The sequence below is a fragment of the Amycolatopsis nalaikhensis genome, from assembly GCF_030264295.1.
GTDB lineage: Bacteria > Actinomycetota > Actinomycetes > Mycobacteriales > Pseudonocardiaceae > Amycolatopsis > Amycolatopsis nalaikhensis.
On the sequence record NZ_CP127173.1, the window covers coordinates 754,368 to 770,223 of the forward strand.

A 15,856-nucleotide genomic window follows, 5' to 3' on the forward strand; every position below is an offset into this window, starting at 1 on the left:
AAACACCCATCACCCCGGCGGCCGTGGCCTGCGGCGGTCACCGTGAGGGAGTCACGGTCGCGCTCGCGGGCCCCGGCGGGATCCACCTGGCGAACCACGGGGACGACGGCTTCGGCGTGTGGCGCTGCCTGACCAGCGAGCCCAGCAATGCCGTCGCGCTCGGCACCGGCACGGCGTGGCGGCTGCGGCTCGCCGCGCTCGTGGCCGGGCGGGCGGTGGCGGCGCAGGAGGGCTTCACCGGCGACTGGGCCATGGGACTCACCGTGCTGTGAACCACTTTCAACGCTTGACAAGGGAGATCGTCCGTGGACGAACGGGAAATGTACGTCTACCTATCCGACGGCAAACTTCGCTCCATGATCCCGCGGGATCCGCGGTGGTGGAGCCGGATGCGAGCCCGTCGTGTGCAGGCGGGCCTGGCAGCCGCGGGCGCGAAGATCGCCGTCGACCTGGAGACCACCGCCCTGCTTAGGCTGGGTGCCGAGATCAACAAGGCCGAATGGGACGCCGGCACCACGGGCAAGTGGTACGAGGACGACTCTCTCGAGGTCGGCGACTGGATGTTCTATGAAGGCAGGATCGGCTGCCACGTCGTCGATCTCGAACCCGCGCCCGGCGCCGTGCTGTTCTGCCAGGTCCGCTCGGCCGGGGACCGGGCGGTGTTGCTCCACGGTTCGGCGAAACACCTCGTCGGCCGGGCACCGGCGAGCGAGCCGCCAGGGGCTCCTAGCTCGCCGTTCTCCGACCCTAGCGCATTCCCGGACATCGTTCAGCAAGCGTCTCCTATCGAGAACGAGCCGCTTTGGCGGTTCTGGCGGCAATTCGGCCGCCGCAACCTGCGCGACCCCGACGACGCCCTACAAGCCGCCCTCGCCGGACTCTACGCGCGCGTCGTCGACACCGCCTGGTTCCGAGCCAGTGCCCCGAACCTCGCCGGCTGCGCTTTGGTCAGCGCAATCATGCCCGCCCCAGACGGCGGCGAATTCCTCATCGGTTCCCCACTGTTCGTCCGGCGGTCACGCCCCGGCTCTTGACAGGACAGCCGACGTCGACCCGCAGTTAGGGGATGCGCTCGCGTGCCGGTCCGTGAGTACGTCGGGTGACGAGAGCGAAGCCCACGATCGCGGCCGGGGTGAGGGCTGGCCGAGGACGGCCACGGCGGCGAGGATGCCGGCGACGGCGCGCGCCCACGGACACCGGTCTCCGGGGTTCGAAGGAGAGGCCCACCGTTCCGCTCCGGCCAGAGACTGAGGACGGTGGGCTTCACCATGTCGCCGGTGGGCGCGCAGCGGCACCTACAAGCTCGACCGTCTGATCGACCTGCTATGACCACCGCCCGCCATACTTCGGCCGTGTCCGTTCGTGTCTCCGCTGACTTAATGGTGCCTAGCTTTCTCAGACTTCTAGACGGTTAAGGATCTTCGACGGCAGCGCGGCTGCGGTCAGGCGGTAGCTCACCCACTTGTCGCTTGACGTTTCCCGCATCGATGCTGAGAACCGTAAGCGTCCGCGGCTGTTGGGGTTGCCGGCGTTTGCTGCGAACGCCTCGCTTGGGATCAGCCACGCGCACATAATCCGGCCTTCGACGATGTCGACGGCTACAAACAGCAGGTCCATGTCCGCGCGCGGTCGGAATGTCTGACTGCGTACGAATGCGACGAATCCGTCGCTCTGTACTCGTTTGCTGTCCGACATCCGTGCCTTGACCTGCACTGCAAGGGTGGCGGAGCTGTTGCGACGATTGAAGACCAGATCGACGCCTTCGTCGTCGACAAGTGAGGTTGACACGTTCAGTTCGCCCCGCGTGGCCAGGATGCAGACCGAGGCGATCAAGTACTCGACCGCCTTACCCATGCGCCCGGCCGAGGCGGACTTGGAGAGGTACTCATCGCTTCCGCCCTCGACATCCACTGTCAACCTGCCTCTCCACCGAGCGTCACTGTCCGTCGGCCGACGACCGATCTCCGGTGCTCGTCGGCGGCACGAAGCGCCGCACATCTAGTCGGCTACGTCGCGCTCTCGAAGTCCCCGGAACCGTTCTTGGATCAAGTGCGCAACCTCCGGCGGCATCTCCGTAGTCGGCCAGTCCTTTACGTCGACCACAGGCAGCCTCCAGTAACGGTACCGGAGACGGCCGGGAGGCCAACTCAGCGCGTCGTCACCTGCTACGAGAGAAGCCATGTCGTCGCGCACTAATTCGCCTGCGTACTCAAGGGACGAAACAAGGGCGTGATGTACGCGAGGCAGCCATGCCCGGATGCGCGACAGGGGAACCTTGCCACCAATCCAAATCTCTTTGTTTGTGAAGGAAACGCCGTCCACCAGCACGTCAGGATGTTTTTCCGTGAGCGTGTTGATGGATCGTCCACCGTCTTCGTCCCAGTGCTCGGCGACGTTGCGCAGCAGCTCCAGCACGTCATCGTCCGCCATCGAGGTTTTCAGCTGATCCGGGAGCCGGACCTGGGCGCGCAGGACGTTCCGAATAGCGACGATCAGCAAATCGAGCTCCGTCATCGCCTGCATCAAGAGCGCCGGGGTGGGGACTTTCACGGGCCGTCGTGAATCAAAAAGTTCGTAGTCATTGTCGTACTGCTCCATGCACGACGCCCTGTTCTCGCTGCTGTCAATGAGAAGTGCACGCATCCGCGCGTCTTCCAGAGCTGTTTGCAGCTCGAAAAAGACAGTCTCGAAACGATGTGCCTGCATCTGGGCTCCCTCGACCCAGCGCAGCCCTCGCCTCCACACGACGTTGTCCGGTGCGGGCGTCACGTTCGGCTTCTTACCCATGCTCTCATCGTGTCATCGCATCCCGTCGTCGAACGACTGTTCGGGGATGACGTGCGGCAACGCATCACGGTATCGATGATCAGGCGAGGAACCGGCTGCAGGTCACTCCCGCAGGCGCGGCGGCCACCGTCGATGACGGGTTCGTCGACCAGCCGCAGCGCGAAGGGCACGTCCGGGTAGATCTGCAGTCCGGGGTCGTACTGCTGGTCGGGGCTGTGCCGCGGGAGCGGGACGGCGATCCGGCCTCCGCCATCCCGCGCGGAGCAGGCCGATCTCTCCTGGCAGGTTTACGCCCCTGAACACCGGCCAGCCCGCACTTGGCCGGATGCCGCCCGCTCCCGCTGTGCCTTTAGGAGTGCGTCTCATTGATCCTCCGAGCCAGGTTTTCGAAGTTATCCAACGTGGTTTGCGAGAGCTTCGCGACCTTCGCCGGGTTGCGGAGCAGGACCTCCGCCGGGCGCCAGTGGTCGAATTTGCCGTCCAGTGCCTCCAGCCGCAGGATGAGCCGCTCGGGGTGTTTCGACAGGTCACTCACCTTGTGCGATGTGCCGAACGCGTCGTTGTAGAGGCCGAGGTAGTCACCGGCTGTGAACAAGTCTTCGATGTCGCTGTGTTTCTGCGTCAGCACCGACCCCACGAACACCACGCGTTTGCTGGCGATCTTGTTGGCCTTGATCGCCGCCTCGACCTTCCCGCCGCCTTCTGTCCCCGAGTCCAGCAGGACGGTCACCGAGATCTTCCGGCCGAGCAAGGCGACGAAGGCGGGCACGTTGGACGCTCCCCCAGCCGGGAGAATCCGCCACTTCTCGTCGAGCCCCTCGCGTCCCTGGTCGCGGAGATGCCGGCTGATCACGTCAAGGTAGGCCAGGTCGGACGGCCCTTCGACGAGCAGGTTTCGCTCGCCGATGAACAGGTTCTGTGACAGGTCGTAGCCGAGGGCGGCCTGCAGCGGGAAGGCGCTGTCTTCTCCGACCTCCAGAGCGTCCGAGGAGGTGATCGATCCGATGTCATCGCCGCGGTCCTCGACGACCCGTACCCGCTCGATCTCCTCGACCATGAACGGCGAATGGGTCGTATACAGAACCTGGCCGACCGGCGCGAGACGTTCGTTGATGAAGCGCAGAAAATCCCGCTGTGCCTTCGCATGGAGCGTGAGTGCGGGCTCGTCGAGCAGGATCACGACGTTGCCGTCGCCGTCCTCAAATTCGCTGAATGCTGCCAGGAAGGAGAAGAACCATTGGTACCCGGAGGACCGCAGCGAAAAGTTGTTGGTGAAGTCGTGCTTACGGTCCTCGACCCGGAAGTTGAGGAACCGCGCCACGCTCGTCTGACCGTTCGGATTTCGGACGGTCTCCGGTTCGATCTCCACCCTGATCCGCAGCTCGGGGTTCGTACTCCAGTACTCGGCCATCTCGCGTGACAGGTCACTGGAGACCGCTTCCAGCTCGGCGGTACGCGACTCGAACTCTTCGTCGGTGACGGAGTCGATGTCGGTGTCCGCCAGCCGGAGGAGGGCGCGCGCGGTCTGCTTCGGCGACGCCCCGGGCTCCTCGTCCCCTTGGGTGCGCAGGGTGGCCACGTCGACACGTCCCTCGAGGTTCTGGTACGAGGCAAAGCGAAAGAACCTCGGCATCCGCGAACGAACGAGCTCCCGCGCGATCGCCCCCAGATCCTCTTCGGCGCTGAGTTGCGACGTGATCCGCTCGAGCGCCTCCGCGCTCGGAGAATGCTGGTCCGTCCGGCCTCCCTCGGGCCGGTCTTCCTCCTCCGCCGGCTCAGCCGTCTCCGTGACGACCATGTCCGATAAGGCGTTCTTTAACGACACGACCGTATCGTGGGCGGCCAGGAGCTTCTTGGCGTCCGGATGTCCGTCGAGGGCGTTCTTCACGAAGCGCGCCTCATCGACGTCCACGCTGGCCCAGACGTGCCCGTTATAGTGCCGGCCGAACTTCACCGTGTCCGGGGTGCAGACACCTTCTCCCAACGCATCGCGGAGGGCATCGAGATCGGCCTGTTCCAGCCGGAATGTCGCCTCGATTGGCGTGACGACGGAGAGGTCCTCCTTCCTGCCGTCGCGCTTCCAGCGCCAGCGCGGGTAGTCGTCCCGTTCGACGAACTCGTCGCCGTAGACGGGGTTCAGCCGGTAGAGCGCGTCGAGCATGGTCGACTTGCCCGACTCATTCATGCCGACCAGGGCCGTCACGTCCTGCTCCACCGCGACCAACGTCGAGTCGATCACGTTCTTGTACCGGTGCACCCGGAACGACGTCAGCTTCACCCGTCACCTTCCAGCAGACTGATCACCTGAGGTCACAGCGTACGTCGAGGCACCGACATTTCGGCGCTTCCGGCGTTCGCGTCACCGATCCGAGTGTTCGCTGAGATGACTTTCTCCGTCACCGCCACCCCGAGTCGGTCTCCACTTTGTTAGTCAGACACCGCGCGGCCGGGTCATCGGGTCGCTACGGAGTACGCAGTTCTCTCTCGGCCGCATTCGTCAACCAGCGTCGAATAGGCAGAGAAGTTTCGTCAGAAACCCACTTCGTCGCTCGGTCGTTCTGCAGCAGACTGTCCGTATGAAGATGAAACCGAGCACAGCGCGCTCCTTCTGGAAAGCGCTCATGGACAACGCCACCAACCTGATTGCCGACGCCGACGTCCTCCTTGAGCGCGGCTCGTACGGGCGAGCGCGTTCGCTCACCGTCCTGGCCCAGGAGGAACTGGGCAAGGCGCTCTGGCTGTATCAGACTTTCGCCGAATCCTGGAGCACCGGCGCGGAAGAAGCGCTCACGGCGACGAAGCTAACGACCGACGGTCGCAGCCACGCGGTCAAGTACATGGAAGCGTTCGTCTTCGGTCGAGAACTCGAGGGATTCTGGGGCGTCCAGCGCTTCGAAGATCTCCCCCTCGATGCTTCCGAGGCCGACTGGCAGGCATACTTCGCCAGGCAGGCAGCCAAAGCTGAAGCCGCCGGCAAGCAAGCCAACGCCGACAAGATGGCCGGCTTCTACGTCGACCTGGACAAGGACGGCGACACGGTGCACTCCCCCGCCGACATCGGCCCGGAAACCATTGCCGACGACCTCCGCACAGCAGCACAGGTGGTCGAGATGCTGCTCATCACCGACCACAGCCGAATGAAGTTCGACGCGGTCACGCCCTACGACAGCACCCACGCGCAGCAATACAGCTTGCTACCGATCACGCACCCTGAGGACTGGCAGGCCGCATCCGAGACGTTCACGAAGAGCGACGACACCACGGAAGACTAGGAGACCTGAGTTCGTCAAGCCTCGCGTGTCGCGCAGGGATTCACACGGCCGACTCGACTGGATCAGGATAACAACATCGAGACAACTCACACGACAGTGGTCGTCCGACCGTGAGAGGTTCGCCGGCAATGCGGGCATCGCGTGTCATCAGTCCGGTCGGGCTTTTCTCTCATGTTGGGCTTCAGGCCACGCCTTTCCTTCCTCAGCGTCGGATCGGAATCATCTCGAACGGTCTCCGTGACCCGGTACCGTTCGATCGCGGCCTTGTCGAACACCACTCCGTGGCCAGGGCGCCCGGACGGCGTCGCGCGGCCGCTCGCGATCTGGGGTGGTTTCGCGGCAAGGCGCAGCTCGTCCTGTGACGTGTGCGCGCACCTGCCCAGCTAAGGCGCCCAGGCTGTCAGCTGTGCACGCGTTCTATGTTGATCTCTCCCTCGAACGACGCTTTGACCAGGGTCGAATTACCTCGGTCGCAGCCGACGTCGTGCCCAGGCCGGTGATCAAGTGAAGGTCAGGCCGGCCATGCTTGGCCCATCCGTCGAAGCTCCGAACGTATCCTCGGATGGAATTCGCCACGCCAGGTTGCCATTCATGAGCCGTCGTAGCGAAGGCAACTACGTCTGCCTGCAACCAGCTCGATACCCGGCACTTCTTATAAATCTCAGCTTGCCTATCTGCCCTCGCAGTGTCGCCGAGGGTTGCAGAACTCTTGCACTCGGCGACGACGAGAGTGTCGTCCAGGTAGGCGATTAGATCCACCTCGACTCGAGGAGTGCCATCCTGCAGGAATTCGATCTCCATGACGTCCTCGTACTGACGACGGCGTGGACCACCGTCGCGGAGCAAGTGCGTGGCCAGGAGAGCGGGAACATCACCGTGGTCGTTGAGCAGGTGGTGTCCGACGGGGTGAAGCTCATAAAACCAAGCTGGCTCATAGCTCGCGTGATGCCAAGCATGCCGATCCAGATCGTTCGCGCCATCGCACCGCTGGCAGGTCCAACTCTGGCCGAGTGCATCGATCGTCTGCAACTGCTTGGTCTGACAGACCCGACAGTGCAGAATCAGTCCGCGACGAAGAATCTTTGATCGCAACGCTGCGTCGACTAAGTCGCGCACCTCGTCGCGATTTATAACATCAACGCGCCTGCAGATCCCGTCGAAAGTCAGTGAGCCCTCAGAGTTGCGGAGGATAACGCCGTCACCTTCCGGATATGCCCTATCGTTGTCGTTCCCCTTTGGCTGCAACGCCCGCAGCGCCGGCAATAGCGGACCTCCGAACAGGTCGGTGAACTGCCGACGGCCGCCCGCCATTCGTGTCAGTTGAGCAGTTCGCTGGCCAGCACTGCTGATCCGGGTTACGAGGCCATGTTCGGTGGCTTTGGCATCGACGAATGATCGGAGACTCAAGTGCCTTAGGGCCGGCCGGGCCAGTCGGTTGACCGTCTGGATCCCGGCGACAACGAAGTCGAACCTGGCGGCCCGGTACGAGATGCCGGTGCGGCTATTGCGCACGAGGGTGAGGTGCGGACTGGTTTCTGGCGCGAGCAGATGTTCGCTGGGAAGCTCCGCGCCCGCGGACGTGATTCTCCTGCGTCCAGGTGATGTCGACGTGCCAGGCAAGATCGGGATGGGTAGCGATTCTGTGGTCATCGAGGATGGGCGGTGGCAGCACAGTGGCCATCTCGCGAGAGTCTGTAGTGCCGGTGAGTGTCGGGACGGAAAGTACGTCATCGAACTGTTCACGGACAGCAAGGTGTGTTGTCCCTGTACGCGTCCACTGAATATCGTCAGGTCCTACAGTCCAGTCGCCACCGTCGGTGCGGAGCCTGCTCGAGGTTCTGAGGACCTCGCTGTCGCGGAGTCTTCTTTCGAAGTCCAACGTGTCATCGACGGATCGGGACGTCGAGGTCAGCAGTAAGGAACGCGGGGCGCCAACGCCTCCATGCGTGGCTGGGTTAGCCAGCCCGGTGACGAGGGGGTACGCAAGTTGTTCGGCGTCAACTCCGAACGGGCTGGGCAGCCAGACTGCCCGTCCGTAGGTCAGTCGGATAAGGCGGGCAAGGGCGAAGTCTTCGGCAGTATCGCCGAGGACGGCGACAGCGGGCCAGGCTTCGACGCTGGCCGATTGAACAGAGGTGAGACCGGTCATCGTCCGGATGTGTGCGAGTTCAGCGTCCTCCGTGAGAACACCTGTCGCCACGCCGTTGGGAAACCACAAGAGCTCGTAGGGAAGGGCGGGCTGGATCCGATCGAAAATCCAATAGAGAAGGTGCCACATCGTTGCCTGGTCAAGCTCAGGTTCACCGGAACCCAGATCGGGAGCCACCGGTACGCCAGCATGAGAGGCTACCGCAGCTCCGACCAGGCCGCCCCACGATGGAGGACAGTGAAGTACATGCCCAGCATGCGCTCCCGGGATGGCCTCCGCCGCGGGGAATTCCGGGGATGGGCATTCGTAGAACTGAACATCTTCAATGCGCTCGCCGGGACCGGGCAACCGGTAGGGCGAGCACACACGGGCGACGACTTCGCGGGCCTCGGCAGCTCCGGCGCCTGGGCCGGTCTCCTCCTCGGCAGCCGCAGCGACAAGGGCTGCGCGTGCCGCTGCGTCGTCGACGGGTCGCCCTTCGTCGTCGCGAAAGACGAGGCTTCCTGGACTGAAGTGCTCCTGCTCAGCGACGGTACGGTTGAACACGACCACGTAGTCAGGGTCGTAAGCTCGACACGCGCGCAGGAGCGCCGGGTCGACGACACCGTTGCGATGTGGAACCAGCGCGAAGCCTGCACCGCCCCACACCCGCCCCGCTAGGAAGAGTGGGCCTGACCCGTTTTGACGGACATCCACGATCAGGGCTGACGCCCTCGGGAAGGATGTTCCATCATGGAGACCATGGGCAGGAAGAAGCCTCGGCCTCGTCGTTCGTTCACGCCTGAGTTCAAGGCCGAGATCGTCGAGCTGTGCCAGCGGGGCGACCGCTCGATCGGTCAGGTCGCGAAGGACTTCGACTTGACCGAGACCGGCGTGCGCGAGTGGGTCAAGCAGGCCGAACGCGACGCCGGGACCCGCACCGACGGCGGGTTGACCAGCGACGAGCGGGAAGAGCTGGCCCGGCTGCGGCGGGAGAACCGCCGCCTGTCCGAGGACGTGGAGATCCTCAAACGAGCGACGGCTTTCTTCGCGAAGGAGACCCGGTGAACGTGTACCCGTTCATCGAGGCGGAGAACGCCAGCGGTAGCGGCAACGTCAAACGTGCCTGCGAACTGCTCAAGGTCTCCCGAGCCGCCTACTACACCCACCGCGCCGCCACCCCCTCCCAACACGAACGCGACGACGCGGAGCTGACAGCCGAGATCGTCGCGATCCACAACGAGTCGAACGGCACCTACGGAACACCCCGGGTCCACGCCGAACTCCGCGCCCGCGGCCGGCGGCATTCCCGCAAGCGGATCGCCCGGCTCCTGCACACCGCGGGCCTGGCCGGACGGACCCCGAAACGGTGGCGGACCACAACCACTCCCGACCCGGCAGCGACCATGCCCACCGACCTGCTCAAGCGGGATTTCTCCTGCACCGCAACGAACATCAACACCCGCTGGTGCGGGGATATCACCTACATCCACACCTGGGAAGGCTGGCTGTATCTGGCCACCGTCATCGACCTGGACTCCCGCCGCGTCGTCGGCTGGGCCACCGCGGATCACCTGCGCACCGATCTGGTCGCCGACGCCCTACGCAACGCTGTCGCTCGGCGCCGCCCCGAGCCCGGAGTAATCTTCCACTCCGACCGCGGCTGCCAGTACACCTCCGCCCAGTTCAACGCGCTCGCTGACGAGCAAGGCGTGCGGTTATCGGTGGGACGTAAGGGACAATGCTGGGACAACGCGGTCGCCGAGTCGTTCTTCGCGACCATTAAGGCCGAATTACTCGACCGGCAGGCCTGGCCCACCCGCACCGCCGCGCACAAGGCGATCTTCGAGTACATCGAAGGCTGGTACAACACCCGCCGCCTGCACTCCAGCCTCGGCTACCTCAGCCCCGCCAGCTACGAAACGACCACACGTCACGTAGCCTGACCACAGCTCAACGACCCTGTCCGTCAAAACGGGGCAACCCCAGTTTGAAAAGTGGTGTGGAGGTTGTCATGGCGTGGGTCGAGCAGACGGGTCAGGTTCGTGGCGGGTCCGGTACCGGCGGGACGATTGGTTCGGTGCCGGGGTTTTCGAGTCTCCGGAGTGCGGAGGCGTACGCCGGTGACATGGAGTCTGATCAGCGTCGGCAGGTGTGGATTGATCCGGCGGGTGGTCGGCTTGTGCCGCGGTCGTGGGTGGAGCGGTGGTTGCCGGTGCAGGATCTGGATCCGCGGACGGTGCTTAAGGCGAGCCGCAGTCCGTATCCGAAGGGGCTGAGGCCAAAGTCGGCAGCGACGGGCCGATCGCGGACAGCCCGTCGGCCAAACACACTCGATCGGTGCCGGCTGCCCCTATCGCCGCTGGCGAGAGGGACCAGGTCGGAGGCACTGCCCGTGAGCGGCGGCGACATGGCGCCAGCGGAACGGTGAGCGGCACCGCGTCAGAAACGCCCCAGCAGGGGCACCGGTGCGCCGAGCGAAGCGGGGTCACCCAAGATCAGCCTCGGACAGCAAAAAACCCCTCCGGAGCCAGCCGCAAGGCCTAACCGAAGGGGTTTCGTACGATGTGGAGCTAAGGGGACTCGAACCCCTGACCCCCTCACTGCCAGTGTGGGCCGATCATGGTCCTGACCTGCGGCGATAGGGAATCGCCTAGTGGAATGGTGTGCTTGATCGCCGTTGTTGGCAACTGTGTGTTGGTGAGTGCAGTTGTGACAGGGGGTTTGCCCCAGCTGTGCCCCAGTAAAATTGGTGAGAGGAATGGCCGCGCTCGTATCGAACATCCGGCGCAGCCGGCAGGCGACTCGGGCTTGGATCCACCCGAGCAACATCAGGCCGGGCCGTGTCGTGTGGCCGGGCCACTGTCATGAGCGGCGTTGCTTGAGGGTCCTCCCGTGTAGGGGTGCCGCCGAGAGTGGCTCACCGCGGCGCACGCTCTGCGGCTACATGTGGACCGCCCCGGGTTGGTTGGAGGCTCTGATACCTGGAAAGGTGAGGAGCTATGGCACCACCGAGGAAATACTCGTCTGAGCTGCGGGAACGTGCGGTCCGGATGGTCTTTGAGCTACGTGAGCAGGGCGAGCGGACGGGTGTGATCGCTCGGGTCGCTGACCAGCTTGGTGTGCATCGGGAGGCGTTGCGGACCTGGGTGCGGCAGGCCGAGGTCGATGGTGGGAAGCGGCCCGGTACGTCGACAAGTGATATCCAGCGGATCGCTGAGCTGGAGCGGGAGAATCGTGAACTGCGACGGGCGAACGAGATCCTGAAGGCCGCGTCGGCGTTTTTCGCCCGGGAACTCGACCCGAAACCGCCGCGCTAGTCGAGTTCATCGATACCCACCGGGATCAGTTCGGTGTCGAGCCGATCTGTGCCGTGCTGGAGGTGTCGCCGTCGACGTATTGGGCGGCGAAGAAACGGGAGTCGGCCCCGTCTGCTCGCGCGGTCCGGGACGAATGGCTGAAGAAGGAGATTCTGCGGGTGTGGCATGGGCCGGGGCGTGGCCTGTACGGGGCACGGAAGGTATGGCGCCAGCTCGGTCGGGACGGTGTCGAGGTGGCGCGGTGCACGGTCGAGCGGCTGATGCGCGAGCTGGGTATCAGCGGGGTGACTGCGCCCCGTAAGCGGCCACGGACCACCATCCCGGCTGCGGACAGGCCAGGTGACCTGCTTGAACGTGACTTCACCGCGGACGCGCCGGACCAGCGGTGGGTCGCCGACATCACCTACGTCGCCACCGCGGCCGGCTGGGCGTACACCGCGTTCGTCCAGGACCTGTACTCCCGGCGGATCCTCGGCTGGCAGGTCGCCGATCACCTGGGTGCCGACCTCGCGCTCGACGCTCTGGAGATGGCAATCTGGGCACGTGGAGGCAGTTCCGGAGGCGGTATTGACGGTCTTGTTCACCATTCCGATAGAGGCGTTCAATATACCTCCATTCGCTACGCCGAGCGGCTTGATCAGATCGGCGCGGCGCGTTCGGTGGGCAGCACAGGAGATTCCTATGACAATGCCGCAGCCGAATCGCTCAACAGTCTCTACAAGAAGGAGCTCATCGACTACCGAGGCGACTGGGAGAACACCACGGACGTGACGCTGGCCACCATGGAATGGGTTGCCTGGTACAACAGGGAACGGCTACATTCTTTCTGCGGGAACACCCCTCCGGCTGAGTACGAGGAGACGTTCCGCGCCACGGCCACTGAGTCTGGCGCAGTGGTCTAGAACCAACTCAACCGGCCTCCAACATCACCGGGGCGGTCCAATGAGCGGATGTTCGGCTGGTCTCGAACCGGTGGTATCCGCAGTTGTGCTTTGTGGTGGGCGAACTGCTGAGCGCGCAAGGGGGTGAGGGCCTGTACGGGCTCCGAACCGTGAAACCCGTACAGGCCTGGCTGCGCCTCGGTGGTTACTGGTTTCGGCCTGCTGTGACGCCGCCGTCGACGTCCCAGATCGCGCCGGTGACCCAGCCGGCCTGGTCGGAGAGGAGGAAGGTGGCTACGGCGGAGACGTCCTCGGTGGTGCCGATCCGGCCGATCGGGTGGAAGTCGTTGAATCCCGCCAGGACGGTGTCGACCTCGGCCGGTGGGATGAAGCCCTCGTAGATGGGCGTGGCTACCACGGCCGGGGAGATGGCATTGACCCGGATCTTGTGAGCGGCCAGTTCCAGGGCGAGGTGCTGGGTCAGGGCGTGCAGACCGGCTTTGGCCATCGAGTACGCCGATGACGGGGTCGCGGCGATGGCCTGTTTTGCCCACATGCTGCCGATGTTGACGATGGCGCCACCGTGGCCGCTGTTGACCATGTTCTGCGCCACGGTCTGGGTGATCAGGAAGGTGGCCTTGTTCAGGTCCAGGTAGGCGTCGTAGTCGGCGGGGGTGTGGTCGAGGAACGGCAGCGGCTTGAACACGCCGGCCGCGTTGACCAGCAACGTGGCGTCAGCGTGCTGGTCGGCCAGTTCCTCGCGCACCCTGGTCGCCTCGGCGGGGTCGCGCAGGTCGGCGGTAACGCCCCACGCCTGTCCGCGGGTGGCCAGGTCGGCCACGGTCTTCTCGACCCGCTCGAGGCGGGAACCGACGACGACCGCGCTGCCGCCGCGGCTGACGACGTCCTCGGCGATCTGACGGCCCATGCCGCTGCTGCCGCCGACGACGACGAGCTTTCGACCGGTGAAGTCCTGTCCCATGGCGGTTCTCCTCATCTGACTACCTACTAGTTGGAAGGTTGATTGGTCATGCAAAAAGGTCGCCGCGGTGCCACGCGTGACGGCCTTGGGTGGTGCGTTTCAGAGCAGAGCGTCGACCAAGGTCGCCGCCACCGACCGCACCACATCCCGATCTTGTCCGGCGGCGCCGTCCGGCTGCCCGTGAGCGCGGGCCAGGAGCAGTGCGCCCTCCAGGGACGCCAGGTAAGCCTCGGCGGCCGCACCGGTCCGGGTGGCGGGCATGCCCGCCTCGGCCAGCACGCCGGCCACCCATTGTCGCTGATCGGCGAAGAACGCGTCCGTCGCCTGTCGTACCTGAACGGGCAGGCTCTCCGCGTCCACGGCGAAGACGCCGCAGAGGCAGATGCGGCCGCCTTGGGCAAAGGTCTCGGCGTAAAGTCCGGCATAACCCACCAGGCGCTGCCGTGCGCCCGCCGCCTCGTCGTCGACTTCCTTTCGCGCTACGGCGAACCGTTCCCGATAGCGTGCGATCAGGGCCTCGGCCAGTGCGGCTTTGGTGGGGAAGTGGTGGTGGATGCTCGGCTTCGTGATGGACAGCTCGGCACTGATGTCGGCGTAGGAGAAGCCGTTGTACCCCCGAACCTGCACCAGCGTCTGAGCGCTGTCCAGGATCCGATCCGCTGTCGTGGTCACGTCGTATTTCTACCTTCTAGTTGGTAGGCAGTCAAGAGATGTCCTCGATGAACATCCGAGCTACGGCTGGCTGCTACGAGGTGACTCACCAGGAGCACAAGATCATGCCGCAAGACGATCACCGAAGATCGAACCCGCAACTCGAACATAAAAGACCAGGTCAGGGCTCTGGAAGAGCTTCGCGAGAAGCCCCCCCAGGCTCGATACCCCCGAGCCGCCGCCAGTCAAGTGGGATCGTCCCGGCCGCGCCCGGAAACTCGGCCCCGAGCAAGTCGAGCAACTGATCGCCGGCTACCGGTCCGGCGCGACGGTGTACGAGCTCGGTGACCGGTTCGGCATCGAACGGCGAACGGTCGGCACCATCCTCCACCGGCACGGCGTGCCGATGCGCCGCCGCGGCCTCTCGCCCGAGCAGGTTGATGACGCCATCCACCTCACAACCTCGGCTGGTCACTGGCCCGAGTCGGCGACCACCTGGGCGTCAACCACACCACGGTGCTGAACAAACTGCGTGAACGCGGCATCCCCACGCGCGACACCCACGGGCGTCCGCGCGTCGAAGCAGGTGTTGCTCGATGACCAGGCGTGCAGCTGTGTCGATGCGATCTGCTTCGGACGGGGCCTCCGTCGTGCAGGCCGTCACCGTGATCATGGGCGTCGTCGTCGGACTTACTTTACTCTTCGGCTTCGGCAACGTCCTCAACCTCGCGCTGCGGCTCGGCGTGCCCACTTGGGTCGCTCCGCTCGTGGCTCCCGCGGTTGACCTTTCGATCCTCGGGCTTCTGCTCGGCACCCGGCATCTGGCTCTCACCGGTGCATCCCCGGAGGTGCTGAGGTCGGCGCGTCGGCTGCTGATCTTCGCCAGCGTGGTCACGCTCGCGCTGAACGTGGCAGAGCCTCTCGTAGCGAGCGAATTCGGTAAGGCGGCGTTCGACGCGGTAGGGCCGCTCCTCCTGATCGGATGGTCGGAAGTCGGCCCTGGCCTGTTGCAAGCGATCGGCGCAACCAGTACTGCTGCCGTGGGCGGAGAGACCGCCACCTGATGGGTGGGCGCCGTCACCACACTGAAGTTCATGGGTGGCAACGGGATTCTGTTGCTTTCCACGCCCGGCGTCTGCTTCGGCGACGTCGCCGAAGCCCGTCGCTGGGTCCGCGACGTCAACGAGTTCGCCGCCGAAGTCGTCCTCGACCGTCCCGGCCGCTTCGGGTCCTTCGCCGCACCCCACGCTACCCGATGTCGACGGCGCGCTCGCCGAAGCCAAGTACGCGCTCGACGCACTGCACGCCGACGGGATCGTGCTGCCGGCCAACAACGACGGCAGCTATCCCGGCGACTCCGGCTTCGACCGCTCGGCCTGGGGAGTCAGTCACCACGACGACGGCAAGGTCGTGTGGGGCGTGCTCGGCTGCGCGAAGTCCGGCATCGCCTGTCCGGCGGCATCCTCCGGCAGCACCGGCGGGCCACCCTAGCGGCGTGCATTTCCCTCGATGCCGACGATCCTTGCGCACGCTTGCGGTCCGTTGGTCCATTGCAGACGTCCACCGTGGAGCTTGTTCTGCGGACCGATGTACGCGCCCCGGGCGTCCCTTTCCGACAACGAGGCCGACCGGCGGCCATCTGCCCCGTCCAGCCGCCCCACGCAGCGACAACTGGTGACTGTGTCCTCGTCATCGGCCACGACCGGTCAGCTCGGTGAGCAGACCACCGGGTGGGCTCACGCGCGGTCTGGGGGCGAGCGGAAGACGCCCGCAATCCCGGCCCGGTGGCAACCGAAGAGACCAATCCCGTTTCCTCTTCCGAGGACTAGACTGCC

General features: G+C 65.0%; 15 protein-coding genes and 1 pseudogene. 9 read left to right on the top strand and 7 right to left on the bottom strand.

The window, feature by feature from the left end; genetic code table 11:
* Nucleotides 1-23: 23 nt before the first annotated feature.
* Together QP939_RS03640 and QP939_RS03645 are read left to right on the top strand one after the other, a co-directional pair.
* Nucleotides 24-272 carry a hypothetical protein gene (locus tag QP939_RS03640; protein ID WP_285455096.1) on the top strand — a complete coding sequence of 83 codons (249 nt, stop codon included), beginning with the start codon at nt 24-26 and terminating at the stop codon, nt 270-272.
* A 33-nt stretch (nt 273-305) separates the two neighbouring features.
* Nucleotides 306-1,034 carry an SAVMC3_10250 family protein gene (locus tag QP939_RS03645; protein WP_285455097.1) on the top strand — a complete coding sequence of 243 codons (729 nt, stop codon included), beginning with the start codon at nt 306-308 and terminating at the stop codon, nt 1,032-1,034.
* 361 nt (nt 1,035-1,395) lie between these two features.
* Here QP939_RS03645 and QP939_RS03650 read toward each other — a convergent pair whose 3' ends face one another.
* The 3 genes from QP939_RS03650 to QP939_RS03660 all read right to left on the bottom strand — a co-directional run bounded on the left by QP939_RS03650 (nt 1,396) and on the right by QP939_RS03660 (nt 5,065).
* Entirely contained in the window at nt 1,396-1,911 is a 516-nt protein-coding gene (locus QP939_RS03650; RefSeq protein ID WP_285455098.1) for a hypothetical protein, read from the bottom strand.
* A gap of 87 nt (nt 1,912-1,998) precedes the next feature.
* A complete protein-coding gene (locus QP939_RS03655; RefSeq protein ID WP_285455099.1) occupies nt 1,999-2,787 on the bottom strand; it encodes a hypothetical protein in 789 nt (262 codons plus the stop codon).
* Nucleotides 2,788-3,136: 349 nt separating this feature from the next.
* A complete protein-coding gene (locus tag QP939_RS03660; RefSeq protein WP_285455100.1) occupies nt 3,137-5,065 on the bottom strand; it encodes an AAA family ATPase in 1,929 nt (642 codons plus the stop codon).
* Between the two features lie 298 nt (nt 5,066-5,363).
* Here QP939_RS03660 and QP939_RS03665 point away from each other — a divergent pair, with 298 nt between their 5' ends.
* Nucleotides 5,364-6,059 (top strand): AbiV family abortive infection protein, encoded by a 696-nt coding sequence (locus QP939_RS03665; RefSeq protein ID WP_285455101.1) that lies wholly within the window; start codon nt 5,364-5,366, stop codon nt 6,057-6,059.
* Nucleotides 6,060-6,476: 417 nt separating this feature from the next.
* Here QP939_RS03665 and QP939_RS03670 read toward each other — a convergent pair whose 3' ends face one another.
* On the bottom strand, nt 6,477-7,709 hold the full coding sequence (locus tag QP939_RS03670; RefSeq protein ID WP_285455102.1) for a hypothetical protein: 1,233 nt from the start codon (nt 7,707-7,709) through the stop codon (nt 6,477-6,479).
* Nucleotides 7,710-8,445: 736 nt separating this feature from the next.
* Here QP939_RS03670 and QP939_RS03675 point away from each other — a divergent pair.
* From QP939_RS03675 to QP939_RS03690, 4 genes are all read left to right on the top strand, one after another.
* Nucleotides 8,446-8,868 carry a hypothetical protein gene (locus QP939_RS03675; protein ID WP_285455103.1) on the top strand — a complete coding sequence of 141 codons (423 nt, stop codon included), beginning with the start codon at nt 8,446-8,448 and terminating at the stop codon, nt 8,866-8,868.
* 81 nt (nt 8,869-8,949) lie between these two features.
* On the top strand, nt 8,950-9,255 hold the full coding sequence (locus QP939_RS03680) for a transposase (protein WP_434219576.1): 306 nt from the start codon (nt 8,950-8,952) through the stop codon (nt 9,253-9,255).
* On the top strand, nt 9,252-10,133 hold the full coding sequence (locus QP939_RS03685; protein ID WP_285455104.1) for an IS3 family transposase: 882 nt from the start codon (nt 9,252-9,254) through the stop codon (nt 10,131-10,133). The genes QP939_RS03680 and QP939_RS03685 overlap by 4 nt, the downstream gene beginning before the upstream one ends.
* Before the next feature lie 1,056 nt (nt 10,134-11,189).
* Nucleotides 11,190-12,409, top strand: a protein-coding gene (locus QP939_RS03690; RefSeq protein ID WP_434219583.1) for an IS3 family transposase whose coding sequence is annotated in 2 segments (ribosomal slippage) — nt 11,190-11,472 and nt 11,472-12,409 — 1,221 coding nt in all. Because the reading frame shifts where the segments join, the coding sequence is not laid out codon by codon here.
* A gap of 184 nt (nt 12,410-12,593) precedes the next feature.
* On the opposite strand, the gene QP939_RS03695 is transcribed toward QP939_RS03690, so the two are convergent.
* The 3 genes from QP939_RS03695 to QP939_RS51760 form a co-directional block, all read right to left on the bottom strand.
* Nucleotides 12,594-13,370: an SDR family NAD(P)-dependent oxidoreductase gene (locus QP939_RS03695; RefSeq protein WP_091315920.1), complete on the bottom strand. Its 777-nt coding sequence runs from the start codon at nt 13,368-13,370 to the stop codon at nt 12,594-12,596.
* A gap of 99 nt (nt 13,371-13,469) precedes the next feature.
* A complete protein-coding gene (locus QP939_RS03700; RefSeq protein WP_176172610.1) occupies nt 13,470-14,042 on the bottom strand; it encodes a TetR/AcrR family transcriptional regulator in 573 nt (190 codons plus the stop codon).
* Between the two features lie 160 nt (nt 14,043-14,202).
* On the bottom strand, nt 14,203-14,475 hold the full coding sequence (locus tag QP939_RS51760) for a hypothetical protein (RefSeq protein ID WP_352250252.1): 273 nt from the start codon (nt 14,473-14,475) through the stop codon (nt 14,203-14,205).
* Nucleotides 14,476-14,617: 142 nt separating this feature from the next.
* On the opposite strand from QP939_RS51760, the pseudogene QP939_RS03710 reads away from it, so the two are divergent.
* Both QP939_RS03710 and QP939_RS03715 read left to right on the top strand, forming a co-directional pair.
* Nucleotides 14,618-15,052 (top strand): annotated as a pseudogene (locus tag QP939_RS03710) (hypothetical protein); the annotation flags it as partial.
* A 67-nt stretch (nt 15,053-15,119) separates the two neighbouring features.
* Nucleotides 15,120-15,512 (top strand): hypothetical protein, encoded by a 393-nt coding sequence (locus tag QP939_RS03715; RefSeq protein ID WP_285455105.1) that lies wholly within the window; start codon nt 15,120-15,122, stop codon nt 15,510-15,512.
* The last annotated feature ends 344 nt before the right edge of the window (nt 15,513-15,856 follow it).

What these genes read in the sequence shown, in the direction of transcription:
- QP939_RS03655 (WP_285455099.1), bottom strand. Translation starts at nt 2,787, where the DNA reads ATGGGTAAGAAGCCGAACGTGACGCCCGCACCGGACAACGTCGTGTGG.
- QP939_RS03665 (WP_285455101.1), top strand. Translation starts at nt 5,364, where the DNA reads ATGAAGATGAAACCGAGCACAGCGCGCTCCTTCTGGAAAGCGCTCATG.
- QP939_RS03670 (WP_285455102.1), bottom strand. Translation starts at nt 7,709, where the DNA reads ATGACCACAGAATCGCTACCCATCCCGATCTTGCCTGGCACGTCGACA.
- QP939_RS03680 (WP_434219576.1), top strand. Translation starts at nt 8,950, where the DNA reads ATGGGCAGGAAGAAGCCTCGGCCTCGTCGTTCGTTCACGCCTGAGTTC.
- QP939_RS03695 (WP_091315920.1), bottom strand. Translation starts at nt 13,370, where the DNA reads ATGGGACAGGACTTCACCGGTCGAAAGCTCGTCGTCGTCGGCGGCAGC.